Origin of the sequence: Streptomyces sp. NPDC007983, from assembly GCF_042958345.1 — a bacterium.
Taxonomy (GTDB): Bacteria; Actinomycetota; Actinomycetes; order Streptomycetales; family Streptomycetaceae; genus Streptomyces.
This window is the reverse complement of record NZ_JBIBJI010000011.1, coordinates 96,857-123,493: the sequence shown is the minus strand read 5'-3', so window position 1 is coordinate 123,493 and position 26,637 is coordinate 96,857. Positions and strand designations below refer to the sequence as shown.

Annotated in this window: 11 protein-coding genes and 1 pseudogene; 7 read left to right on the top strand and 5 right to left on the bottom strand. The window is 71.4% G+C overall.

All coding sequences use genetic code 11. The features are described from left to right. Positions 1-48 precede the first annotated feature (48 nt). The 4 genes from ACFZCY_RS29640 (at position 49) to ACFZCY_RS29625 (ending at position 6,541) form a co-directional block, all read left to right on the top strand. The gene (locus ACFZCY_RS29640) at positions 49-1,446 is read left to right on the top strand and encodes a M20/M25/M40 family metallo-hydrolase (RefSeq protein WP_391179871.1); all 1,398 of its coding nucleotides are present in this window, start codon (positions 49-51) and stop codon (positions 1,444-1,446) included. Between the two features lie 34 nt (positions 1,447-1,480). Then, a complete protein-coding gene (locus tag ACFZCY_RS29635) occupies positions 1,481-2,791 on the top strand; it encodes an MFS transporter (RefSeq protein WP_391179869.1) in 1,311 nt (436 codons plus the stop codon). Between the two features lie 62 nt (positions 2,792-2,853). After that, a complete protein-coding gene (locus ACFZCY_RS29630) occupies positions 2,854-3,972 on the top strand; it encodes a SpoIIE family protein phosphatase (RefSeq protein WP_391179866.1) in 1,119 nt (372 codons plus the stop codon). Positions 3,973-4,003: 31 nt separating this feature from the next. Continuing rightward, positions 4,004-6,541, top strand: coding sequence for an AAA family ATPase (locus ACFZCY_RS29625; RefSeq protein WP_391179863.1), 2,538 nt, complete (start codon positions 4,004-4,006; stop codon positions 6,539-6,541). Between the two features lie 3 nt (positions 6,542-6,544). On the opposite strand, the gene ACFZCY_RS29620 is transcribed toward ACFZCY_RS29625, so the two are convergent. Continuing rightward, positions 6,545-7,723 (bottom strand): CapA family protein, encoded by a 1,179-nt coding sequence (locus ACFZCY_RS29620; protein ID WP_391179860.1) that lies wholly within the window; start codon positions 7,721-7,723, stop codon positions 6,545-6,547. A gap of 272 nt (positions 7,724-7,995) precedes the next feature. Here ACFZCY_RS29620 and ACFZCY_RS29615 point away from each other — a divergent pair. Next, positions 7,996-8,079: pseudogene (locus ACFZCY_RS29615) on the top strand (TetR family transcriptional regulator); the annotation flags it as partial. Here the strand turns inward: ACFZCY_RS29615 and ACFZCY_RS29610 are convergent. From ACFZCY_RS29610 to ACFZCY_RS29595, 4 genes are all read right to left on the bottom strand, one after another. Continuing rightward, positions 8,079-9,962, bottom strand: coding sequence for a Xaa-Pro dipeptidyl-peptidase (locus ACFZCY_RS29610; RefSeq protein ID WP_391179858.1), 1,884 nt, complete (start codon positions 9,960-9,962; stop codon positions 8,079-8,081). The pseudogene ACFZCY_RS29615 and the gene ACFZCY_RS29610 sit on opposite strands and share 1 nt — an antisense overlap. 117 nt (positions 9,963-10,079) lie before the next feature. Next, on the bottom strand, positions 10,080-10,403 hold the full coding sequence (locus tag ACFZCY_RS29605; RefSeq protein ID WP_391179856.1) for a DUF5988 family protein: 324 nt from the start codon (positions 10,401-10,403) through the stop codon (positions 10,080-10,082). After that, on the bottom strand, positions 10,372-11,142 hold the full coding sequence (locus ACFZCY_RS29600) for a BTAD domain-containing putative transcriptional regulator (protein WP_391179853.1): 771 nt from the start codon (positions 11,140-11,142) through the stop codon (positions 10,372-10,374). Before ACFZCY_RS29600 ends, ACFZCY_RS29605 begins: the two co-directional genes overlap by 32 nt. A gap of 540 nt (positions 11,143-11,682) precedes the next feature. Then, positions 11,683-12,495, bottom strand: a complete 813-nt coding sequence (locus ACFZCY_RS29595; RefSeq protein ID WP_391179851.1) for a methyltransferase domain-containing protein — start codon at positions 12,493-12,495, stop codon at positions 11,683-11,685. Between the two features lie 243 nt (positions 12,496-12,738). On the opposite strand from ACFZCY_RS29595, the gene ACFZCY_RS29590 reads away from it, so the two are divergent. Further along, positions 12,739-19,953 (top strand): beta-ketoacyl synthase N-terminal-like domain-containing protein, encoded by a 7,215-nt coding sequence (locus tag ACFZCY_RS29590; protein WP_391179848.1) that lies wholly within the window; start codon positions 12,739-12,741, stop codon positions 19,951-19,953. 42 nt (positions 19,954-19,995) lie between these two features. After that, entirely contained in the window at positions 19,996-26,601 is a 6,606-nt protein-coding gene (locus ACFZCY_RS29585) for an SDR family NAD(P)-dependent oxidoreductase (RefSeq protein WP_391179845.1), read from the top strand. Positions 26,602-26,637 lie beyond the last annotated feature (36 nt).

Sequence of the window (26,637 nt, the reverse complement as noted above, 5' to 3'; positions counted from 1 at the left end):
CGGAATTCATTTTCCCGAAGGACGAACCCGCGATAAGGAAGGCCCTCGGTGACGCGTTCCGCAGCAATCCAGCATGCCTGCGACTACTTCGACTCCGGCGCGTTTCTCGCGGATGTGTCACGACGGGTCGCCCTCCCCACCGAGAGCGGTGATCCGGCATCGCTCCGCCCCTTGCGTACGTATCTCGAAGAGGAAATCGTCCCGGCCGTCGAACGACTGGGCGCCACCGCCCGCATCGTGGACAACCCTGCCCCCGGCCACGGCCCCTTCCTGGTGGCCGAACGCCACGAGGGCGAGGGCCTGCCGACCGTCCTCACCTACGGACACGCCGACGTCGTCCCCGCCGAGGCGGACCGGTGGCGCACCGGCCTCCACCCCTGGCGCCTGGTGGTGGAGGACGAGCGCTGGTACGGCCGCGGCGCCGCCGACAACAAGGGTCAGCACACCGTCAACCTCGCGGCCCTGGAGCACGTACTGCGCGCCCGCGGCGGCCGGCTGGGCTTCAACCTCAAGGTGCTCATCGAAACCGGCGAGGAGTGCGGCTCCCCGGGGCTGCGCGCCCTGTGCGCCGACCTGCGCGACGACCTCGCCGCCGATCTGCTGATCGCCTCCGACGGCCCCCGCGTCCACGCGGAGCGCCCCACCCTGTTCCTCGGCTCACGCGGCGGCGCCAACCTCACCCTGCGCGTGAACCTGCGCGAGGGCGCCCACCACTCCGGCAACTGGGGCGGGCTGCTGCGCAACCCCGCCACCGTCCTCGCGGGCGCGCTGGCCACCATCGTCGACGGCCGCGGCCGCATCCTGGTCCCCGCGCTGCTGCCGCCCGCGATCCCGGACGCCGTGCGGCGGGCGCTGGCCGGCCTCCCGGTCGGCGGCGGCGCAGAGGATCCGGACATCGACGAGAACTGGGGCGAGCCCGGGCTGACCCCGGCCGAGCGGCTGGTCGGCTGGAACACCTTCGAGGTGCTCGCCCTCGGCGCCGGAAACCCGGACAAGCCCGTGGGCGCCATCCCCGGGACCGCCGTCGCCCACTGCCAGCTGCGGTTCGTGGTCGGCACCGACGTGGCGAACCTCGGCAAGGCCCTGCGCGACCACCTCGACCAGCACGGCTACCCCATGGTCGACGTCGAGGTGGGCCGCACCATGCCCGCCACCCGCACCGACCCCGAACACCCCTGGGTGCGCTGGGCCGCGGGCTCGGTGGAGCGCACCACCGGCGCCCCGCCCGCCATCCTGCCCAACCTCGGCGGCACCATCCCGAACGACGCGTTCGCCGACGAGCTGGGCCTGTGCACCGTATGGGTGCCGCACTCCTACCCCGCCTGCGCCCAGCACGCGCCCGACGAGCACCTGCTCGCGCCGCTCGCCCGCGAAGCGCTCCAGATCATGGCCGGCCTGTTCTGGGACCTCGGGGACACCACCGGGGACCTGACACCCCACGCCTGACCTCACACGGACCCGCACACCCCTGGAGCCCGCCGTGGACGCGACGAACCCCGGAACCACCACAGCCTCCGAGGCGACCGGCCCCGCCGGCCCCGACACCCCGGTCAAGCCGCATCGCGTCATCATCGCCGCATCGGTCGGCAACGCCCTCGAATGGTTCGACGTCGCGATCTACGGCTTCTTCGCCGCCACCATCGCCAAGCTGTTCTTCCCCTCCACCGACGACACCGTCTCGCTGCTGCTGGCGTTCGGCACCTTCGGCATCTCGTACCTGGTACGCCCGCTCGGCGCCGTCGTCCTCGGCCGCTACGCGGACCGGGTCGGCCGCAAGGCCGCGCTGATGCTGTCGATCAAGCTGATGATGCTCGGCACCCTGCTCATCGCGGTCATGCCCACGTACGCGGCCATCGGCCTGACCGCACCGTTCGGCATCCTGCTGGCACGGCTCATCCAGGGCTTCTCGGCGGGCGGCGAATTCGGCAGCGCCACCGCGTTCCTGGTCGAGCACGCGCCCCGGATGCGCGGCTTCATGTCCAGCTGGCAATTCGCCAGCCAGGGCATCAGCACCCTGCTGGCCGCCTCCTTCGGCACCGTGCTCTCCAGCACGCTCAGCACCGGACAGATGGAGTCCTGGGGCTGGCGGGTGCCGTTCTTCTTCGGCCTGCTCATCGGGCCCGTCGGCTACGTCATCCGGCGCTACGTGGACGAGGTCCCGGTCTCCGCGGAGGACACCGGACCCGAGCACGGCCCGGTGGCGGAGGTGCTGCGCCACCACAAGGGGCGCGTCCTGCTGGCTATCGCCGCCCTCGCCGTCTCCACCGCCATCACCTACCTGATCACCTACATGCCGGTCTTCGCCGTCAAGGAACTCGACCTGCCCGCCTCCACCGGATTCGCCGCGACCATGGTCACCGGCGCCGTCCTCACGGTCGTGACACCCCTGGTCGGGCACCTCTCCGACAAAACCGGCCGGATCCGCGTCATGGCCACCTCCGCCGCGCTGATCCTGCTGCTGATCCGCCCCGTGTTCGCCTTCCTCGTGGCACACCCCGGATTCGGGGTGATGCTCACCGTGATGTTCCTGATCGGCCTGCTGAAGGCCGGATACTTCGGGGCGCTGCCCGCCCTGCTGTCCGACCTGTTCCCGCGCTCCAGCCGCGCCACCGGGATGTCGATCAGCTACAACATCGGTGTGATGCTCTTCGGCGGAACCACCCCCGTCGTGATCGTCTGGCTCGTCGACCTCACCGGCGACAAACTCGCCGTCACCTGGTACTTGACCGCTCTCGCCGCCGTCAGCCTGGCCGCCGTGGCGATCGCACGCCGCCGGTTCGGCATCCGCTGACCCGGCGGGCTGTGACGAAACGGGGGTGGCGCAGGAGGCAGGGAGAGGCGTAAGTAGTAGATGTGGATATTCGGCAGGGTGCCCCGGAACTCGGCCGGCCAGGGCAACAGGGGAGACGGGCCCTGGTCGCGATCCCCCTGGCACTCATCGTCCTGATCGTGCTCGGCGATGTGTTCACTCCGGCGAGTGTCCGCCTCAGCCCTCTGCTCATCGCCGCCCCCGCCATGACCGCGTCCTTCGCCGGACCGCTGCTCACGGGCAGTATCGGACTGGTGGCGATAGGCGCCCAGATCGGTATCAACGCCGGGCAGGACCGGCTGACCGCGCCCAACCGGATGGCCGAGCTCTTCACCCTGATCTCGGTGTCCGCCCTCATCGTGCTGTTCCGCGCCGTGCTCGACCGGCACGCCCGCGAGCTGAGCCGGGTCCGGGCGGTGGCCGACGTGGCGCAGAAGGTCCTGTTGCGCCCGCTGCCCGAGCGCGTCGGCCCGCTGCGGATCGCCTCCGTGTACCTTGCCGCCGAGCCGGGCGCGGAGATAGGCGGCGACCTGTACGCGGCGGCCCGCACCTCGTACGGCACCCGCCTGATCATCGGCGATGTGCGCGGCAGCGGCCTCACCGCCGTCGCGGACGCCTCACTGGTCCTCGGCGCCTTCCGCGCCATCGCCCACTGGCCCGTACCGCTGCCCGAACTCGTCTCGCACCTGGACGCCGCCCTGTCCGCGGAACGCACCGAACCCACCGACCGGGCGCCGGGGGCGGGGGAGTCGTTCGTCACCGCCGCCGTGCTGGAGATCCCCGACGACCAGCCGGTGGTACGGATGGTCAACTGCGGACACCCGCCGCCGTTCCTGCTGCGCGACTCCACCATCAAGGCCCTCGAAGGGCGAGCCCCCGCACTGCCCCTCGGCCTCGGCCACCTGGGGGTCGGCCGCTACCGGGTCGAGGACTACCCGTTCGAACCCGGCGATCTGCTGCTCCTGTACACCGACGGGGTGATCGAGGCGCGCGACGCCGACGGCACCTTCTACCCGCTCACCGAACGGCTCCACACCTGGGACGGGAAGGGGCCCCGGGGGTTCGTGGACCATCTGCGCCGTGACCTGCTCGCCCACATCGGCGGCCACCAGGGCGACGACGCCGCCCTGGTCGTCCTCGAACGCCGCCACCCGGAAAGCTGACCGTAGCGCGAACCACCGCTAAAGTGGTGATATGGGCAGCGGGAACGACGGCCCTGACGACTTCGGGCCAGACCCACTCGGCGACTTCCTCGCACGCTTCCTCGGAACCGGGCCCGGCGGGCAGCGGTCCGATCGCCATGTCGACTTCGGCCGGCTGATGAGCGAGACCGCACGCCATCTCGTCTCCTCCGCCGCGTCATACGCGGCGGAACACGGCAGCACCGACCTCGACACCGAACATCTGCTGCGGGCGGCGCTCAGCGCCGAGCCCACCCGCACCATGGTCTCCCGCGCCGGGGCCGACCCCGACCAGCTTGCCGCCGAAATCGACCGGCAGGCCGGGGACGGCCCACCACGCGGCTCGGTCGCCGTCACGCCCGCCGTCAAGCGGGCGCTGCTCGACGCCCATGAGATCGCCCGGGCCCGCGGCTCCTCGTACATCGGCCCCGAACACGTACTTATCGCCCTCGCCGCCAACCGGGACTCCACCGCCGGGCAGATCCTCCACGCCGCCCACTTCGAACCCCGCGGCGCACCCCCGGCCGGCCGCCCCGCCCCGGGCCCCGGCACCGACCAGCGGCCCGTGCCGGACCGCCGCGGCACCCCCACCCTCGACCGGTACGGCCGCGATCTGACCGACCTGGCCCGGGAGGGCCGCGTCGACCCGGTTATCGGCCGCGACGAGGAGATCGAGCAGAGCATCGAGGTGCTGGCCCGGCGCGGTAAGAACAACCCCGTCCTGATCGGCGAGGCGGGCGTCGGCAAGACCGCCGTCGTCGAGGGACTGGCCCAGCGCATCGCCGACGCCGACGTCCCCGACATCCTGCTCGGCCGCCGCGTCATCCAGCTCGACTTCGCGGGCATCGTGGCCGGGACCCGCTACCGCGGCGACTTCGAACAGCGCCTCACCGCCATCATCGACGAGATCCGCGACCACTCCGACGAACTCATCATCTTCATCGACGAACTGCACACCGTCGTCGGCGCGGGCGGCGGCTCCGAGGGCGGCACGATGGACGCCAGCAATCTGCTCAAACCCGCCCTCGCCCGCGGCGAGCTGCACGTCATGGGCGCCAGCACACTCCAGGAGTACCGCCAGTACATCGAGAAGGACGCCGCGCTCGCCCGCCGCTTCCAGCCCATCATGGTCCCCGAACCCACCCCCGCGGCCGCCGTCTCCATCCTGCACGGGCTCCGCGACCGCCACGAGGCACACCACCAGGTCCGCTACACCGACGAGGCACTGTTCGCGGCCGTCGAACTCGCCGACCGCTACCTCGCCGACCGCTTCCTCCCGGACAAGGCCATCGACCTGATGGACCAGGCCGGCGCCCGGGTACGGCTGCGCTCCAGCGCCCGCGGCACCGATCTGCGCGCCCTGGAACGCGAGCTCGAACAGCTGACCCGCGACAAGGACCAGGCCGTCGCCTCCGAGCAGTACGAGCGCGCCACCGCCCTGCGCGACCGCATCGCCGAACTCGGCGCCCGTATCACCGAGGGCTCCGGCACCCAGTTCCACGGCTCCCGGGTCTCCGAAGTCACTGTCGAGGACATCGCCGACATCGTCTCCCGGCAGACCGGCATCCCCGTCAGCAGCCTCACCCAGGAGGAGCGCGAACGGCTGCTCGGCCTCGAGGAACACCTCCACAAGCGGGTCATCGGCCAGGAGGAGGCCGTCGCCGCGGTCGCCGACGCCGTGCTGCGCTCCCGGGCCGGACTCGCCGACCCCCACCGCCCCAGCGGCAGCTTCTTCTTCCTCGGTCCCACCGGCGTCGGCAAGACCGAACTCGCCCGCGCCCTCGCCGAGGCGCTCTTCGGCAGCGAGGACCGGATGGTCCGCCTCGACATGAGCGAATACCAGGAGAAGCACACCGTCAGCAGACTCGTCGGCGCGCCACCCGGATACGTCGGCCACGAGGAGGCCGGACAGCTGACCGAGGCGGTGCGCAGACAGCCGTACGCGCTGCTGCTCATGGACGAGGTGGAAAAGGCCCACGCGGACGTGTTCAACATCCTGCTCCAGGTGCTCGACGACGGCAGGCTGACCGACGCCCAGGGCCGCACCATCGACTTCAAGAACACCGTCATCGTCATGACCAGCAACCTCGGCTCCGAGGCCATCACCGGGCGCGGCGCCGTCCTCGGCTTCGGCGGCGGCGACGCCGAGGCCGACGAGGCGTCCCGTCGCGAACGGGTGCTGCGCCCGCTGCGCGAACACTTCCGGCCCGAATTCCTCAACCGCATCGACGAGATCGTGATCTTCCGCAGGCTCGCCGACGAACAACTGCGCCAGATCACCGATGTGCTGCTGGAGGAGACCCGCCGCCGGATGCGCGCCCAGGACATCCCGGTCGACTTCACCCCCGCCGCGGTCGACTGGCTGGCCCGCCACGGCCACCAGCCGGAGTACGGCGCCCGCCCGCTGCGCCGTACGATCCAGCGTGAGGTCGACAATCCGCTCTCCCGGATGCTGCTCGGCGGTGAGCTGCGGCCGCACAGCCCGGTCGAAGTCGACGTGGAGAACGACACGTTGGCGTTCCACATCGAGCAGGAGCCCGCGGCCACCTGACCGTCAGCGCCCCATGGTCAGGCCGTCCTTCTTCGCGCCCCGGCTGAGGACCGCTTCCTGGATGGTGGACAGGGCGTGGGTGTAGCGGCTGTTGCCGGGGCTCTTCTCCAGCGCCCGGGGGAGGTTGACCACGGTGATCGGGTCGTTGTCCACGGCGTGCGGGATGAACTCCGCCTTCTCCACCTCCCACGGCTTGCCCTGCGCGGTGGGCGGGGCGAAGGTGAAGCGGGCCGCCGAGCCCATCTGCCCGCGCTCGTCCGGCATCACGCCCGCGACCTGGTCGCCCATGCCGTAGACCACCCAGGTGCCGTTGACCTTCTCGTACGCCTGGGGGACATGGGCATGGGTGCCGATGATGAGGTCGATGTCGCGGCGGCCGTGGCTCCGGGACGCGGTGAGCTTCTTGGCAAGGGACAGCTGAAGCTTGTCCGGCGCCTCCTGCCACTCGGTGCCCCAGTGCGTGGACACCACGACCACATCGGCCCCGGCGCGGCGGGCGGCCCGGGCGTCCTTGATGATGCGATCGGCGTCGATGAGGTTGACGATCCAGGGCTTCCCCTCGGGCACCGGGATGCCGTTGGTGCCGTACGCGTAGGCCAGCTGGGCCACCTTGGCGCCACCGGCCTCCATGAGGGCCGGGGCGGTGCTCTCCCGGGCGGACCGGGCCGATCCGGTGTGCCGGACACCGGCCTTGTCGAGGGCGTCGAGGGTGCGGGTCACGCCCTCCGTCCCGGCGTCCAGCGTGTGGTTGGAGGCCGTGGAGCAGGAGTCGTAGCCGAGCTTGCTGATCGCCTCGGCGATCTGGGGCGGGGTCTTGAACGTGGGATATCCGGTGAACGGCCCGCCCGCCGCCCCGTACACCGTCTCCATGTGGCAGATCGCCAGGTCGGCCTTGGCGACCACGGGCGCGGCGCCGACGAGCATGCGGTGGAAGTCGTAGCCCTCGCCGCTGGAGTCCGCGCGCGCCTGACGGATGACGGAGGCGTGGGCGAGGAGATCGCCGGTCGCCACCAGGGTGAACTTCTTCCCGGGCTCGGCGCGTTCCACGCCCGCTGTCTCGGAGGGCTTCTGCTCGGCGCGGCCGGTGGCGGGCCCGCCGCCACTGCCGCACGCGGTGGCCGTTGCGGTGGCGAGCAGAGCGGCCACGAATATCGCCGTTCGGTGACGTCGGTGAGGGAACACGTTTCACTCCGCACTCACGAGGGGCAAATGGGTGGATTGTCGTATTTATACGTACGACAGAAGATCACCCAGCGGTGCGGTGCCGAGCTTCACCGGAACGGCAGACCGGAAACACTCAATGAGCTCACAGCGTGAGCAGGATCTTGCCGTGGACGGGGCGTCCGGCCTGCAGTGCCACGGCGTCGCGGATGTGCTCCATCGGGAGCGTCGGCGGTCGGACCGGTCACCGGAAGCGTGCCCGCCACCTCAGCGTCTCGCAGCTCCAGTACGCGGTGATCGGGATCGCGGAGCGCGCGGGACTGACGAAGAGCGCCTTCTTCCGGCACTTCCAGGACAAGCGGGAAGTGCTCGTCGCTCATCCGCGCCGCGCGGCCACCGGCACGGTGACGCGGCTGGCCGTCAGATCGACGGTCACCTTGGCCCCGGTGGGGTCCTCGAAGTAGAGGAAATCGGCGTCGGTGCCCGCGAGGACGAGACCGAGCCGGTGGCCGGGCTCGATCCGGTAGTCGTTCGGCAGCGTCCGCCAGGTGATGCGGTAGGACGCCCCCGGGGTCAGCGGTTCGGGTGTGGTCGGAGAGTGCCGGTTCTGCGCGTCCATCCAGCCCCGGGCGATCACCTCGGAGGGGCCGCGCACCGTCACATTGGCCGTCTTCTTGTAGCACGCGTCGTCCGCGGCGGTGCTCTCCCCGTGGCAGGACTCCTCGGCGAGTCCGCGCAGCCCGTCGTGGATTCCGTTCAGCGGATCGTTGCGCGCCCAGTCGATCCGTTCGGCCTCGCCGTAGTCGACCAGCAGTGCGGTGAGATTCGACGTCGGCTTGTCGAGCCTGACCCTGAGGTCCACGGTCGGGGTGCCCGAGATCCGTGCGCCGGTGCGCAGCGGCGGGGTGAGAAACGCGAGCCTGCCGGGCCGGGCGGAGGCCGGGTCGGCGGTGAGGTCCGCCTCGCTCAGCTTGAGGTCGGTGAAGGCGCCGGTGCTTGTGCCGGTGGCCGGACGGAGTGCCAGCGAGCCGTCGGGCTTCGGGCGCAGGGGCGCCGGGGAGGTGCGGGCCGGCCAGTCGGCCTGGGTGGTCCAGGTGGTGGGGCCGGACTGCAGATCCACCCGGGGCTCGTCCATGATGCCGTTCCGGATGCCGTACAGCCAGTGGTCGAACCACCGGTGCACGGTATCGACCCAGCGCGCGCGCCGCCCGGGCCAGTCGAACGGGTCGGTGTGGCCGTAGCGCCCGAGCCACAGCTTGCGCGGTACGCCGCGCTCGGCCAGCGGGGTCCACCAGTTGGCGAGCTGGTCGATCCGCACGTTGTAGTCGCTGAGGTCGTGGACGGCGAAGACACTCGCCCGCACCTTGCTCACCTGGGGAGCGGGCGGCGCGAGGTAGTCGCGCTCCTTCCAGTAATCGTTGTAGTCGCCGGTGGCGTCGTCCTCGCCCGCGGCCAGCCGGTCGCGCACCGCCTGGCACTTCGCGGGCGGGTCGGAGTCCAGCGAACCGGCCAGCCAGGGGCCGAACCCGTTCCAGTGCTTGGCGCCGTTGGTCCGGGCGAAGTCGTACCAGGAGCTGATCCCGGAGATCGGGACGATCGTCTCCAGCCCCTCCACTCCGGTGCCCGCCACGGCGTTCGCCAGGGTTCCCTCATAGGAGTGGCCGATCATTCCGGTCCTGCCGCTGGACCAGGTGGCCTTCACCTCGCTGCCGTCGGCCCGGTGGGCGGTGGCCCGGCCGCCCAGCCAGTCGATCGCCGAAGTGGCGGCGGCGACGTCGGCCTTGCCGCCGACGGTCGGACAGCCGTCGGATCTGCCGGTGCCGGTCACGTCGACGTCGACGACGGCGTAGCCGCGGGGCACGAAGTAGTTGTCGTAGAACAGGGGAAACGTGGCGGGGGAGCCATCGGAGGCGTAGGCCTTCCTCTCCGCCTCGAAGCCCCGGCCGACGGTGTCGTTGTACGGGCTGGCCAGCATGATGACCGGGACCTTGAGCCCCCGTTCGGTCTCCCGGGGGCGGATGACGTCCACGGCCACGCGGTCCTTGGCGCCGTCGCCGTCGCTGTCGACGGGGGTCTGGACCATGACGTGTTCCCGGATGGCGTCCTGGTAGGAGAACACCGGCTGGGTACGGCCCCGGGTCACGGTGACCGAGGGCCCGGGGGAGGGGCGTGCCGCGGCGGGGCCGGTGGCGATGGCGGCGAGGGACGTCGATATCGCGACCGCGGCGGCCGCGGCCCCTCGCCATCGTGGAATGAGCACGCGGTCCTCCTGATTGCATGAGTGCTGCTGATGGGAAGAGTCCTGTCGCGCCGAGGGGCGCCGGACCGATGCCATCGGTCCGGCGCCCCTCGGGGAGGGTCTTCCGAGCCCCGGCGGCTACTCGGCGATTTTGGTGCGCATGATCCAGCGAAAGACCGCCGGGACGAGGTCGCCGTCAATGAGTTCGAAATGCTCGTATCCGTTGCGGTGCTGGATTTTGAGCTTCCTGGCGGCAAGGGACGCCCGCCCGGTCCGATGCGCCCGGGGAAGATCCTCCGGACCCCCTTCGAGGACGACCTCGATCGGGCCGCTGTCGGGAAAATATGTGCTCTGTTCCGTCATCTGTTCACCCGTCACCTGTTCACCTCGCCCCTCATGGATCGGCGATTTACCGGACCTGGCCGCGCCTTCACGCGGGAACCTGCAGTTCGAGCCGGTCATCCGAGGTGAGGATGGCCCGCTGCATGTCCTGAAGGGCCCGGCACGGTTCGAGTCCGAGTTCCTCGTTGAGCGTCTTCCGCGCCGCTTGATACACATGCAGTGCGTCCGCCCGCCGACCGCAGCGGTAGAGCGCCAGCATCAGCTGACGATGCAGTGCCTCCCGAAGCGGATGCTCGGTGGTCAGCTGATACAGATCACTCACCAGTTCGCGATGGCGGCCGAGCATCAGGCGCGAATCCGTCAGCATTTCGACACATTCCAGACGGGCTTCCTTCAGCCAGGTCTGAAAACCCTCGAGAATCGGGCCATGGCACACATCGTCGAGCAGCGGATCACGCCAGAGGTCGAGTGCGCTTTCGAAACTGGCCGTGGCCTGCTTGTAGCGCCGCTCCCTGAGATGATCCCGGCCCTCGCCCACCAGCCGTTCGAAACAGTGGAAGTCGAGGTCGTCGGAGCCCAGGCGCAGAACGTATCCCGGGGGACGGGTGAGAACCGGGCTTTCGCTCTGCTGGGGCCGGCGCAGGAACTTGCGGATCTGGGAGACGTACACATGGAGGCCCGCGATCGCCCGGCGCGGTGGGTCCTCGCCCCAGATCTCCGTGATGAGCTGGTCGATCGGGACCACCTGATCCGCCCGGACCAGGAGGACGGTCAACAGGACTTCGATCTTCCGTGCCCTGATGGATAACTTCCGCCCCTCCTCGGCCACCCGGAGAGGCCCCATGATCTCATATCGCACTACGTGCCCCGTCCGAGTCGCCGATGCGTGCGGTCATGGGACAGTCGGCGACGTTGCCGGAAATCCCCGCGAGATTCTTCGTGTTTTCGTGCCCGCCCGGGGGAGGTGCCTGTCTCCTGGAGACGAACGAATGTGCGGGCCCGCGTCGCATCCGTACCGCTGAGCCGCCCGCCTGTGGGAAGTGGACCGGCTGTTTATCGCCGCACGGGGACGGACAGTGCTGCCGGATCCGCTTACTCACGTCGTTCGCGACTGCCATTACTCACCCCTCTTTATCACGGACCTGCCGGTGATTCAGAAACCGCGAACGCGCAGTTCACTGCCCATGGCAGGTGCCCTTCGTCCTAAGCGAGTCCTATGACTACCCACCTCACCTAGAATCCGGATATATAAGCCCTAGAGGCGGCTCTTCGGAAAGGCGCGGATTTCGATACCGAGTGGAAGATCAGGGTCCGGATGTCTCGGCCTTGAGTGAGAAGTGGGAAGTCGCGGGACTTCAGGGGCCGGTCGCCCCGTGGAAACCGGCCCCGAAATCCTTGGTCAAAGCTTGTGGGCCACCACGATCGCACAACCGGCACTGGGCACCGTGGGCAGCGCCGACTTGGCGGCGTCGAGCACTTCCTGCACGCTCACCCCGTGCCGCTCCTCGAACTCCCGGCGGCACTTCAGAATGCCGTCGATCATGCGGCCTGCGGTGTCCTTGGTGTGCTCGGTGACGTCGGTCAGCTCGTCCAGCAGCAGCCCGGCGTCGCTGATCAGGCCGGGCCAGTCCGCCAGCCCGGTCAGCGAGGTGACCGCGCCGGGATCGTTCTCCGGCTGATAGCTGCCGTCGCTCGGCGGGGTCACATCCGTCAGCACCAGCCGGCCGCCGGGCGCCAGCACCCGGGCCATCTCGCGCAGCGCCGTGGGCCGGTGCATGTGGTTGATGGACTCGAACGCGAGGATCGCGTCGAACGACGCTTCCCCGAATGGCATGGCCATGGCATCGGCGTAGTGGAACGACACCTGGTCGGACATGTGCTCGGCGCACGCCGCTTCGGTCGCCTGCTTGACCTGAAGCTCGCTGATGGTGATCCCCAGAACACTGGCCCCGGTCGTCGACGCCACCCGCAGCGCGGGCTTGCCGATACCGCAGCCCACATCCAGCACCCGGTCTCCCGGCCCCACCCGCAGCCGTTCGATGAGCAGATCCGTGAAGCGGTCCGTCGCCTCCCGGACCGAGCTGGTGTCGGACGGGCCGTCCCAGTAGCCGAAGTGGAAGTTGTCGTCCCACGCCATCTGCAGCAGCGGTCCGAGCGAACTGTAGTAGTCCGAGACCTGGCCGCCTGGCGGCGCGGGTGATGGGGATGTCATGGCATTCCTCCTGTGTGCTCGGCGCTCCGAACGGCCGTCAAGTGGCCACGAGGGCCCCCTGTTCAGCGATGGTCCGGGGTTCCGGTAACGCGTCTCTAAAGTGACCGGCCGCGGGCTTTTGGTCTGCCTTTAGAACCGCGCCCCACGATGGGCCACGTGCTCGCACCGATCATCAATCCGGAGCGGGAGTGCCGCCCATGACCAACCACATCCCTGCCCACCTCGAGCGCCGTACGTGGTGTGATGGCTAGCGCCCCGCCCACCCGGCCACCTCAGCCCGCGGAGCCCATCGCCGTCGTGGGAATGGCCTGCCGGCTGCCCCACGCACCCAGCCCGTCAGCGTTCTGGCAGCTGCTGCGGCAGGGCCGCCACGCCATCACCGCGATGCCCGCCGACCGCCGACAGCCCGGCCCGCCTGCCGATCCGGCCGCGCCTTCCGCTCCATCCACCGGCTGGTACGGCGGATTCCTGGACCACGTCGACAGGTTCGACGCCGAGTTCTTCGGCATCCCGCCGCGCGAAGCGGTGGCCATGGACCCTCAGCAGCGGCTGATGCTCGAACTCGGCTGGGAGGCGTTCGAGGACGCCGGTTTCCGCCCCGAAACGCTGAAGAACACCCCCACCGGCGTTTTCGTCGGCGCGATCTGGGACGAGTACGCGGCCGTGCTGAGCCGCCACCGGCCCCTCGCGAGCACCCGGCACGCCATGACCGGCGTCCACCGCGGCATCATCGCCAACCGGATCTCCCACCGCTACGGGCTGCGCGGCCCCAGCCTCACCCTCGACACCGCACAGTCCTCGTCCCTGGTGGCCGTCCACACCGCATGCGAGAGCCTGCGCCGCGACGAATGCACCCTGGCGCTGGCCGGCGGCGTCAACCTCATCCTCACCGAGGAGAGCATGGAGGCCGCCGCGGCACAGTTCGGCGGACTCTCCCCGGACGGCCGCTGCCACACCTTCGACGCCCGCGCCAACGGCTTCGTACGCGGTGAGGGAGGCGGCGCCGTCCTGCTCAAGCCCCTCGCCGCGGCGGTGCGGGACGGCGACCCGGTGTACTGCGTGATCCGCGGCAGCGCGGTCAACAACGACGGCGCCACCGACGGCCTGACCACCCCCGATCCGGCGGCGCAGGAAGCCGTGGTGCGCCTCGCCCACCAGCGCGCCGGAACCACCCCCGGCGACATCCAGTACGTCGAACTGCACGGCACCGGCACACCCGTCGGCGACCCCATCGAGGCCGCGGCGCTCGGCGCCGCCCTCGGCAGTGCCCGTACGGCGGACAACCCCCTGCTGGTCGGCTCGGCCAAGACCAACGTCGGCCACCTGGAGGGCGCCGCGGGCATCGTCGGACTGCTCAAATGCGCCCTCGCCATCACCCACCGGCACCTCCCGCCCAGCCTCCACTACACCACCCCCAATCCGCGCATCCCGCTGGCCGAACTCGGACTGCGTGTGCAGGACGAACTCACCGTGTGGCCACGCCCGGAGCGGCCGCTGCTCGCCGGAGTCAGCTCCTTCGGCATGGGCGGCACCAACTGCCATCTGGTGCTCGCCGAACCGCCCGCACCCACGGCGGCCACCCCGCCCCCGCTCCCGGCTCCGCCCGTCGTCCTGTGGCCGCTTTCCGCCAGGACCCCCGCCGCGCTGCGTGCCCAGGCCGCGCGGCTGCGCGACCACCTCGCCGACCACCCCGGCGCCGACCCCGCGGACATCGGCCACGCGCTGGCCACCACCCGGACCGCCTTCCCGTACCGCGCCGTGCTCCTCGGCGACGGCCACCACCCCGACGAGCTGCCGCGCGGGCTCGACGCACTCGCGCAGGGCGCACGGACCGCCGGACTCGTCCGGGGCCGGGCGGCCGGACGAGGGCTTGCGCTGCTCTTCAGCGGCCAGGGCAGCCAGCGACCCGGCATGGGCCGCGAACTGTACGCCGCACACCCACTCTTCGCCGACGCCCTGGACGAGATCTGCGACACCCTGGCCCCGCACCTCGAACTACCCCTGCGTGACGTCATGTTCGCCGAACCCGGTACGCCGCACGCGGCGCTGCTGGACCGGACGTCGTACACCCAGCCCGCCCTGTTCGCCATCGAAGTCGCCCTCTACCGGCTGGTGACCTCCTGGGGGCCGGAGCCCGACTGTCTGATGGGCCACTCGGTCGGCGAGATCGCCGCGGCACAGGTGGCCGGGGCGCTCTCCCTCCCCGACGCCTGCGCGCTGGTGGCCGCCCGTGGCCGGCTCATGCAGGCGATCACTGCGGACGGGGCGATGGCCGCCTGGCAGGCCACCGTGGACGAAGCCACCGAACTGCTGGCCGGGAGGGAAGACCGGATCGGCATCGCCGCGGTCAACGGCCCCTCCTCCGTCGTGGTCTCCGGGGACCGGGACTCCGTCCACGACATCACCACCGGCTGGCGGGAGCGCGGCCGCAAGGCCCGTCTGCTGAAGGTCAGCCACGCGTTCCACTCCTCGCACATGGACCCGATCCTCGGCGAACTGCGCTCCGTGGCGGCAGACTTGGCTGTCACCCCACCGGTCATTCCCGTCGTCTCCAATGTGACCGGCCGCGTCACCACCGCCGAACAACTCGCCTCCCCGGACTACTGGGCCCGCCACGCCCGAGAGGCGGTGCGGTTCGCCTCCGGAATGCACACCCTCCGCGCGGCGGGCGTCACCACCTTCCTCGAACTCGGACCGGACGCCCAGCTGACCGCCATGGCCCGCGAATGCCTCGCCGAGCAGCCCGGCACCGAGGACGGCCCCGACCGGCCGCGCCCCCTCGCCGTGGCCGCTCTGCGACGTGACCGGCCGGAGGTGCGCACCTTCGCCACCGCCCTGGCCGAGGCGTACGTCCGCGGCGCCGCCCTCGACTGGGAGCGGGCCTTCGGCGGACACCGCTCCCGCGCGGTAAGCCTGCCGACGTACGCCTTCCAGCGGGAGCGCTACTGGCCCGTGGCCGAGTCCACGGCCCCGGCCACGGACAGCGCAGCCACCGCCTCGTCGCCGACCGGTCGGCCGGCGGAGCTGACCGGCGCGGAGCGCGACCGCGCCCTGCTGGACACGGTGCGCGACGCCGCTGCCGCCGTCCTGGGACACCCGGGCCCGGAGGCCATCGACCCGGCCCTCAGCTTCAAGGACCTGGGCTTCGACTCCCTGGCGGCCACGGAACTGAGCGAGCGGCTGAGCGACGCCACCGGGCTGCCGCTGCTCGCCACGCTCACCTTCGACCACCCCACGCCACTGGCCGTCGCCGCCCATCTGCGCAGCCACGTCGACCGGACCCCGGACACGCCGACGAACGCCCCGACCGCCCGGGTGAGCCCGCCACCGGCCACGAACGACGACGATCCCATCGCGGTGGTGGCCATGGGCTGCCGCTACCCCGGCGGGGCCGACACACCGGAGGCGCTGTGGCGGCTGCTGGCCGAGGGCGTGGACGCGATCGGCGCGTTCCCCGGGGACCGGGGCTGGGACCTGGCGGGGCTCTTCGACCCGGACCCGGACCGCCCCGGCACCAGCTACGCCCGCGAGGGCGGTTTCCTGTACGACGCCGCACGCTTCGACGCGGACTTCTTCGGCATCAGCCCGCGTGAGGCGCTGGCGATGGACCCGCAGCAGCGGCTGCTGCTGGAGACCGCGTGGGAGGCGTTCGAGCGCGCGGGCATCCGCCCCGCCGCGCTCCGCGGCAGCGCGACCGGGGTGTTCGTCGGGGTCACGCCCCAGGACTACGGCCCACGGCTGCACGAGGCGCCGAAGGGGCTCGACGGCCATCTGCTGACCGGCAGCACGCCCAGTGTGGTGTCCGGGCGGATCGCGTTCACCTTCGGTCTGGAGGGGCCCGCGGTGACGGTGGACACCGCGTGCTCGTCCTCGCTGGTGGCCCTGCATCTGGCCACCCAGGCGCTACGCCGGGGGGAGTGCCGGATGGCACTCGCGGGCGGAGTGGCCGTGATGGCCGCCCCGGGCATGTTCACCGGCTTCTCCCGTCAGCGCGGCCTGGCCCCCGACGGCCGGTGCAAGCCGTTCGCAGCCGCAGCGGACGGCACGGGCTGGGGCGAGGGCGCCGGACTGGTGCTGCTGGAGCGGCTGTCGGACGCGCGGCGCGACGGCCACCCGGTGCTGGCTCTGATCCGGGGCTCGGCGGTGAACCAGGACGGCGCGTCCAACGGACTGACGGCACCGAACGGGCCGTCACAGCAGCGGGTGATCCGCCAGGCCCTGGCCGCCGCCCGGCTTGCCCCGTCCGAGGTGGACGCGGTGGAAGCACACGGTACGGGCACCACGCTGGGCGATCCGATCGAGGCACAGGCCCTGCTCGCCACGTACGGACAGCAGCGCCCCACGGAGCGCCCCCTGTGGCTCGGATCCATGAAGTCGAACATCGGCCACACCCAGGCCGCCGCGGGGGTGGCGGGCGTCATCAAGATGGTGATGGCCATGCGGCACGGGCAACTGCCCGCCACCCTGCACATCGACGAGCCGAGCCCGCACGTCGACTGGGACAGCGGCGCCGTGCGCCTGCTCACCGAACCGGCCGCGTGGCCGCCCGGCGAACATCCCCGCCGCGCGGGCGTCTCCTCCTTCGGCATCAGCGGAACCAACGCCCATCTCATCCTGGAACAGCCCCCCGCCCCGGACACCGCGACCGCCGTTTCGTCCCCGGACGGACCCACGCCCTGGGTACTGTCGGCACGTAGCGCGGAGGCGCTGCGCGCACAGGCCCGCGCCCTGGTCGCCGCGCCGGCCACCGATCCCGACGCGTCCGCCACGGAGCTGGGCTGGTCGCTGGTCACCACGCGGTCGGTGTTCGCACACCGGGCGGTGCTGGTCGGCGAGGACCGCGACGCGCTGACGGCGGCGGCCCGGGCACTGGCGGCCGGTGACAGCCACCCGGGCCTCGTGGGCCCCGGCGCGGCACCTCCCGGAGCCATGAAGGCGAGCGGTCCGGGCCCCGTGCTGGTGTTCCCGGGTCAGGGATCGCAGTGGCAGGGCATGGGCGCCGAACTCCTCCGTACCTCCCAGGTGTTCGCGGCCAGAGTGGCCGCGTGCGAACGGGCGCTGACGCCCTATGTGGACTGGTCGCTGACGGAGGTACTGCGCGGCACCGACGGCGCGGGCGATCTGCGCCGGGTCGATGTCGTACAACCCGTGCTGTGGGCCGTGATGGTCTCGCTGGCCGCGGTGTGGGCGGAGTACGGAGTGCGCCCGGCCGCGGTCGTGGGCCACAGCCAGGGCGAGATCGCGGCGGCCGTGGTGGCGGGGGCGCTGTCGCTGGAGGACGGCGCGAGGGTGGTGGCGCTGCGCAGCCGGGCGCTGTGCCGCCTGGCCGGTGGCGGAGCCATGGCCTCGCTGGGGCTGGGCCGTGAGCGGGTGGCCCAGTTGCTGACCGAGCTGGGCGACCGGGCCGCCGCGGTGGTGGTGGCAGTCGTCAACGGGCCCGGATCCACGGTGGTGTCCGGACCGCCCGGGCAGGTGGCCGCCGTGGTGGCAGCATGCCAGGAGAGGGAGGAGCGCGCACGGTTGATCGAGGTGGACTACGCGTCCCACAGCCCCCAGGTCGACGTGATCACGCAGGAGCTGACCCACCTGCTGGACGGAATCCGCCCGGCCACGTCCACCGACACCGGTGTGGCGTTCTACTCGACGGTGACCGGCGGCCGGGCCCAGCCCGCCGACCTCGACACCCGCTACTGGGTGCGCAACTTGCGGGAACAGGTGCGGTTCGCCGACGCGGTCGATGCGCTCCTGGCCGATGGCCACCGCGTGTTCATCGAGGCCAGCACCCATCCGGTGCTGACCATGGGGATGCGGGAGTGTTTCGAGGAGACGGACGCCGCCGCCGTCGCCGTCCCCACACTGCGGCGCGACCACGGCGGCCGGGCCCAGCTGATGCGCTCACTGGGGCAGGCCTTCACCGCCGGGGTCGACGTCGACTGGACCGCCCTGTTCCCGGCCGACCCGCCGCCCCGTACGGTCGGACTGCCCACCTACGCGTTCCAGCGCGAGCACTACTGGCTGGACGCCGCCACCTCGCGCGGCGGCGATCCCGCCGACCTCGGTCTCACCTCCGCCGAACACCCCCTGCTGGGCGCCGCCGTGGAATTCGCCGACGGCAGCGGCTTGATGCTGACCGGGCGCATCTCGCCGCGGACACACCCCTGGCTGAGCGGGCATGTGGTGGGCGGCGTGGCGCTGGTGCCGGGCGCCGCGCTGGTGGAATGGATGCTGCGGGCGGGCGATGAGGCCGGTTGCGGTGAGGTCGAAGAGCTGGCGTTCCGGGCGCCGTTGGCGCTGCCCGCCACAGACGGCCTCCGCGTACAGGTGGCGGTGGGCGCCCCCGCCGACGACGGGCGGCGTGACGTCTGCGTGTACGCCCGGCCCGACGGCGACAGTACATCTACGGCATGGACGTGCTACGCCACGGGCGCACTGCGCCCCTCCGCGCCGGAGGACCAAGCGGCCGAGCCCGGGCCATGGCCCCCGGCCGGTGCGCGGCCGATGGCGACGGACGGGTTGTACGAACGGATCGCCGCCTCGGGCTACGCGTACGGCCCGGCCTTCCAGGGCGTGCGCGCGATGTGGCGCGACGGCGCGGACATACTGGCCGAGGTGGAGTTGCCGGAGGCCGCCGGGGAGCCGGGCGGGTACGGCATCCACCCGGCCCTGCTGGACGCGGTGCTGCAACCGGCCCTGGCGACCGAAGAGGACCGGCTACCGCCGGACGAGCGGCTGTGGCTGCCGTTCACAATGAGCGGCGTGGCGCTCTGGGCCGCCGACGCGACCACCGTACGCGTCCGGCTGTCCCCGCAGCGGCAGGGTGCGGACGGTGAGCGCGCGATGCGCGTGGCCGTGTCCGACGCCGCGGGCGCACCGGTGCTCACCATCGACACGCTCGTGATGCGCCCGGCCACCCCCGAGCAACTACGCCCCTTGGACGGCTACGGCTACGGCTACGGCGCGGCCGAACGCACCGCACCGGTGTCCGGCAACGGCGCACGGGACCATGGGGTACGGGGCGGGCGGCGGCGCTCCGCGTCCACTGCGGCCGGCACGCCCTCGGCCGACTGGACCGCACGGCTCAGGGGACTGTCGGCGGCCGAACGGCAACGGGCGGTGCTCCACCTGGTCCGCCAGCACGCCGCCACCGTGCTGGGGCACACCGACCCCGACGCGGTACACACCGGGGCCAGCTTCAAGGAACTGGGCTTCGAATCCCTCACCGCCGTCGAGCTGCGCGACCGCCTCGCGGCGGCCACGGGGCTGCGCCTGCCCGCTGCTCTCATCTTCAGACATCCGACCCCGGAGGGCATCGCCCACTATTTGACGCAGCGGCTTTCCCCCGAAGGCAAGGTCCCGACGCAGAAGTCGACGGAAGCGATGAATGTTGCGGAAAGGCTGGAGTCCGCGTCCGCGGATCAGGTTCTTGACTTTATTGACAACGAGCTTGGTGTGTCCTGAATGTACCGGGTGCGACGATCGCTGAAGGCCGGGTGACCCCTAGTGGCGAACGAAGAGAAGCTGGTCGAGTATCTCAAGCGGGTCTCCGCTGACCTGCACGATACGCGACAGCGTTTGCGTGCGGCGGAGGAGCGTGCCCAGGAGCCGGTGGCCGTGGTGGGAATGGCCTGCCGCTTCCCGGGAGGCGTCACCTCCCCCGAGGAATTGTGGGATCTGCTCAGCTCCGGCGTCGACGCGATCGGGGATTTTCCCACGGACCGCGGCTGGGATCTGGAAAACCTCTACCACCCCGATCCCGAGCATTACGGCACCAGTTGCGTCCGCCAGGGCGGATTCGTCGAGGCCGACCAATTCGACGCCGCGTTCTTCGGGATCAGCCCGAGAGAGGCACTGGCGATGGACCCGCAGCAGCGGTTGGTGCTGGAAATCGCCTGGGAAGCGCTGGAGCGGACCGGAATCGACCCGGCCACTCTGAAAGGCACCCGCACCGGCGTCTACACGGGCGTGTCCAGCCAGGACTATCTGGCCCGGGCGCCGCGGATTCCCGAGGGCTTCGAGGGGTACGCCACCACGGGCACCCTCACCAGCGTCATCTCGGGCCGGGTCGCCTACACGTTCGGTCTGGAGGGACCGGCGGTGACCGTGGACACCGCGTGTTCCGCCTCGCTCGTGGCCATCCATCTTGCCTGTCAGGCACTGCGCCAGGGCGAATGCACCCTGGCGCTGGGCGGCGGCGTCACCTCGCTCGCCACACCCATCATGTTCACCGAGTTCTCCCGGCAGAGGGCGCTGGCCCCGGACGGCCGCTGCAAGTCCTTCGCGGCCACCGCGGACGGCACCGGCTTCTCCGAGGGCGTCGGCCTGGTGGTGCTGGAACGGCTGTCGGACGCGCGACGCAACGGCCACCGGGTGCTGGCGGTGATCCGGGGATCGGCCATCAACCAGGACGGCGCATCGAACGGTCTGACCGCGCCCAACGACGTCGCCCAGGAACGCGTCATCGGCCAGGCGCTGGCCAGCGCCCAGCTGTCGCCGGGCGATGTGGATGCGGTGGAGGCCCACGGCACCGGTACGAAGCTGGGCGACCCGATCGAGGCCGAAGCGCTGATCGCCACGTACGGCCAGGGCCGCCCCGCCGATCGACCGCTGCTGCTGGGCTCCCTGAAGTCCCACATCGGGCACACCCACGCCGCCGCCGGGGTGGCGGGCGTCATCAAGATGGTGACGGCCCTGCGGCAAATGGTCCTGCCGGCGAACCTGCACCTGGACGAGCCGACCCCGCATGTGGAGTGGGAAGGCAGCGGCGTGCGGCTGCTGACCGAGCCGACCGCCTGGCCCGAACTGGACCGGCCCCGTCGGGCGGCGGTGTCCTCCTTCGGCATTTCCGGCACCAACGCCCACGTGATCCTGGAGCAGGCTCCGGACGTGCTTGAGTCCGTGGAGGTACGGCCGGTTGTGGGCGTGGTGCCGTGGGTGGTGTCGGCGCGAGGCGTGGAGGCGCTGCGGGGTCAGGCGGCGGCGTTGGCGGCGCGGGTGGCTGATGGGGAGGTGACGCCTGCCGAGGTTGGTTGGTCGTTGGTCAGGTCGCGGTCGGTGTTCGAGCATCGTGCGGTGGTGGTGGGTGAGGACCGTGCGGAGTTGTTGGCCGGGGTGAGGGCGTTGGCGGTGGGGGAGTCGCATCCGGGTGTGGTGTGTTCGGGTGTTCCGGCGCTGGCGGGTGAGGTGGGTCCGGTGTTGGTGTTTCCGGGGCAGGGTTCGCAGTGGGTGGGGATGGGTGCGGGGTTGTTGGATGCGTCGCCGGTGTTTGCGGCGCGGGTGGCGGAGTGTGAGCGGGCGTTGTCGCCGTATGTGGATTGGTCGCTGAGCGGCGTATTGCGTGGCACTGGGGGTGATGTGGGTCGGGTTGATGTGGTGCAGCCGGTGTTGTGGGCGGTGATGGTGTCTTTGGCTGCGGTGTGGGCGGGGCATGGGGTGCGGCCTGCGGCGGTGGTGGGTCATAGCCAGGGGGAGATTGCGGCTGCTGTGGTGGCGGGGGCGTTGTCGTTGGAGGACGGCGCGAAGGTGGTGGCCCTGCGTAGCCGAGCCCTGCGCAAGCTGGCCGGTGGTGGGGCAATGGCGTCGCTGGGTGTGGGGCAGGAGGAGGCCGGTCGGCTGCTGTCGGGACTGGGCAATCGGGCCGCCGGGGTGGGTGTGGCGGCCGTCAACGGACCGTCTTCTACGGTGGTTTCGGGTACTCCGGAGCAGGTGGCGGCCGTGGTGGCCGCGTGCCGGGAGAACGGCGACAGGGCACGCCTGATCGACGTGGACTACGCCTCCCACGGCCCCCAGGTCGACGAAATCCGCGATGAACTGGCGCATCTACTGGACGGCATCCGTCCGATCGACACCTCCGGTACCGACACCGCCTTCTACTCCACAGTGCATGGCCATCGAATCGACACCACCGGGCTGGACACCGCGTACTGGGTGACGAATCTGCGGGAGCGCGTACGCTTCGCCGACGCCATCGAGGCGCTGCTGCTGGATGGGCACCGGGTGTTCATCGAGGCCAGCACCCACCCCGTGCTCACCGTCGGCATGCAGGAGACCTTCGAGCGGGCGGGCGTCGAGGCAGTGACCGTACCGACGCTGCGCCGCGACCACGGCGGGCAGGACCAGCTCGTACGGTCCCTCGCCCAGGCGTTCAACGCGGGCGTCCCCGTGGACTGGACGACCCTGTTCCCGGCCGACCCCACGCCACGGACCGTGGATCTGCCGACCTACGCCTTCCAGCACGAGCGGTACTGGCTCGACGGCCTCACCGGTCGGGGCGCCGACCCCACCGACCTCGGGCTCGTCCCCGCCGGGCATCCGTTGCTGAGCGCCGCCGTGGAGCTGGCGAACGGCGACGGTCGGCTGCTGACGGGACGGCTTTCGGCGCGTACCCACGCGTGGCTCGGCGAGCACGTGGTGGCGGGCGCGGTGCTGGTGCCGGGGGCGGCGCTGGTGGAGTGGGCGCTGCGGGCCGCCGACGAGGTCGGCGCCGGTGGTGTGGAGGAGCTGGCGCTCCAGGTCCCGCTGGTGCTGCCGGAATCGGGCGGGCTTCGCCTGCAGATCGTGGTCGGGCCGCCCGGCGCCGACGAGCGGCGCGAGGTGCACATCTACTCCCGTCCCGAGGGGGAGGCGGAGTCGTCCGCCGGGTGGGTGTGCCACGCGGAGGGCGTGCTGAGCCCGGCCCCGGAGGGCGAGGGTGAGGGCGCGGCGGAAGGTATGGGCGGCGTATGGCCTCCGGCAGGGGCGGATCCCGTGGCGTTGGAGGATTTCTACGCACAGGTCGAGGCGTCGGGGTATGCGTACGGTCCGTCCTTCCAGGGGCTGCGCGCGGTATGGCGCGACGGGGCGGATCTGCTGGCCGAGGTGGTGTTGCCGGAGACCGCGGGCGAGCAGACCGGGTTCGGTATCCACCCGGCGCTGCTCGATGCCGCGCTGCACCCCGTCCTGCTGACCGGCAAGGGCACGACGGACACCGAGTCGGCTCACGGCCGGGTGTGGCTGCCGTTCACCTGGAACGGGGTGTCGCTCCGGGCCCAGGGGGCGACCAGCGCACGGGTCCGGCTGTCCCCCGGGGAGGGTGGTGGCGAGAGCGAGCGGACCGTGCGGGTGACGGTGGCCGATGCGGTGGGCGCCCCGGTGCTGAGTGCCGACGCGGTGGTGCTGCGCCCGGCGAGCGAAGACCAGCTGCGGAGCACACATGCCCCGGGCGCGGACGGTCTGTTCGCCATGGACTGGGCTCCCTTGCCTCTCACGCACGACAGCAGCGCCGATGGCATGAGCTGGGTGGCTTTGGGGAGCGAAGCCACCCCGGATCTGGACTCGTTGATCGCCGCGCTCGACGGTGGAACACCGGCTCCTGCGGTCGTCCTGGCGTATCAGCCCGCTGCCGACGCGTCGGCCGACGTCGATGCCATGGCGGCCGATGGGCTGGTGTCGGCGGAGCGGGTCCTGAAGCTGTTGCAGGACTGGCTGGCCGAACCACGGCTGGCCGAGTCCCGGTTGGCGGTGGTGACGCGTGGAGCCGTACCAGCGGACGACACCGGAAGTGTGGATGTGCCCGGCGCCGCGCTCTGGGGTCTGGTGCGCAGCGCGCAGGCGGAGAATCCGGGCCGGTTTCTGCTGCTCGACGTGGGACCGAAAGCGCCGGACACCGACCACGGCAGTGTGCTGAATGCCGTACTGCGAGCCGTGGAGACGGAAGAGTCGCAGGTGGCGCTGCGCGCCGGGCAGGTGCTGGTGCCCCGGCTGGTGCGGGCCGCCGACGGTGGCCTGGCGCCCCCCGCGGGGCAATCCGCGTGGCGGCTCGGGGTCGTCGGCGCCGCGACCGTGGAGAGTGTGCGGCCCGTGGCGTGTCCGGAGGTGCTGGAACCCCTGCGCGCCGGTCAGGTACGCATCGCGGTGCATGCGGCGGGCGTCAACTTCCGCGACGCGCTGATCGTGCTGGGGATGTATCCGGGTGAGGCCGTGTTCGCGGGCAGTGAGGGTGCCGGTGTCGTCCTGGAGACCGGGCCCGAGGTGTCGGGCCTGGCCGTGGGCGACCGGGTGATGGGCCTGTTCGAGGGCGCGTTCGGCCCGCTGGCGGTGGCGGACGCACGTACGGTCGTCCCCATCCCCTCCGGCTGGAGCTTTCAGCAGGCGGCCGCCGCGCCCGTGGTGTTCCTCACTGCCTGGTTCGGGCTGGTCGAGCTGGGCGGGTTGCGGTCGGGAGAGTCGGTGCTGATTCATGCCGCGACGGGTGGTGTGGGGATGGCGGCGGTGCAGATCGCCCGCCACTTGGGCGCGGAGATTTACGCTACGGCTTCCCCTGGTAAGCACGCGGTGCTGGAGGACATGGGTATCGACCGTGCTCACCGGGCTTCGTCTCGCGATCTGGGCTTCGAGCGCGTGGTGCGGGAGGCCAGTGGTGGCCGTGGTGTGGATGTGGTGCTGAACAGTCTGGCCGGGTCGTTCGTGGACGCTTCCTTGCGGTTGCTGGCTGGTGGTGGCCGGTTGCTGGAGATGGGGAAGACCGACGTTCGTGATCCGGAGCAGGTCGCGGCCGAGTATCCCGGGGTGCGGTACGAGGCGTATGACCTGATCAGCGATGCGGGGCCGGACCGTATCGGCCGGATGCTGCGTGAGCTGAGTGAGCTGTTCGTATCGGGTGCTTTGGTGCCGCCTCCGGTGCGGGTGTGGCCGTTGTGCCGGGCTCGGGATGCGCTGCGGTATCTGAGTCAGGCCAAGCACACTGGCAAGCTGGTGCTCGACGTTCCGGCCCCGGTGGATCCCGAGGGCACGGTGCTCATCACCGGCGGTACCGGAACCTTGGGCGGGCAGGTGGCCGAACATCTGGTCCGTGCCTGGGGTGTCCGGCATGTGCTGCTGGTCAGCCGTAGCGGCCCCGACGCCCTCGGCGCCAAGGAACTAGCACTCCGGCTCAGCGAGTTGGGCGCCGACGTACGACTCGAAGCGGCCGACGTGGCCGACCCCACCACCGTCAACGATCTCGTCGCGGGCATCGACCCGGCACATCCGCTGACCGGCGTCATCCACGCCGCGGGTGTGCTGGACGACGCGATGCTTCCCGCGCAGTCCCCGGAGCGGCTGGCCCGGGCATGGGCGGCCAAGGCTGCGGCCGCGGCCAATCTGCACGCGGCGACGGCACATCTGCGACTCACCACGTTCGTCATGTTCTCCTCCTTCGCCTCCGATCTGGGCACTCCCAGCCAGGCCAACTACGCGGCGGCCAACGCCTTCTGCGACGCCCTCGCCGCCCATCGCCAGGCCTCCGGTCTGCCGGGGTTGTCGGTGGCCTGGGGGCTGTGGGCGGCGACCAGCGGTCTCACCGCCCGGCTGGACACCGCCAACCTGGCCAGGATCGGCCGCCTGGGGATCACGGCCAACACCACCGAAGAGGGGCTGGCCCTGCTGGACGCGGCGTACCGCCAGGGCCGTCCCCATCTGCTGGCGCTCAAGCTGGACACCCGGGCCCTGGCCGCCCAGGACACCGCCACCCTGCCCACCCCGCTCCGGGCGCTCGCGGCCACCGGCGGCAGCGGCCGTGGCCGCCCGACCGCGGCGGCCGGTGGCCAGCCGGCCGACTGGGCCGGTCGCCTCCGCGGTCTGCCGTCGCCCGAGCAGCACCGGCTGCTGCTCAACCTCGTACGCAGCCACGCCGCCACCGTGCTGGGCCACGCCGACCCCGCCACGGTCCACCCGGACGCCTCGTTCAAGGACCTCGGCTTCGATTCGCTGACCGGGGTCGAACTGCGCAACCGGCTGGCCGCGGCCACCGGGCTGCGACTGCCCGCGGCGCTCGTCTTCGACCATCCCGAAGCGGCCGCGCTCGCCGAACACCTGCGCCATCAACTCGCCCCGGACGACGCCGGGGGCCGGGGCCGGGACATCCCCCACCCGGTCTTCAACGAGCTGGTGAGGCTGGAGAACAGCCTGTCCGCCGTGGCCGTCGACGAGCTGGATTCCGGGGCCGTCACGACCCGGCTGGAGACATTGCTTTCGCGCTGGAAAGCGATGTGTCCCTCGGACGAAGACGACGGCGGCGCCGTGGAGCGGCTGCAGATCGCGACCGCCGATCAGGTGCTGGATTTCATCGACAACGAGCTTGGCCTGTCATGACCGACGTGGCGCGCCCTTTCGCGGAAGGCCGGGTGA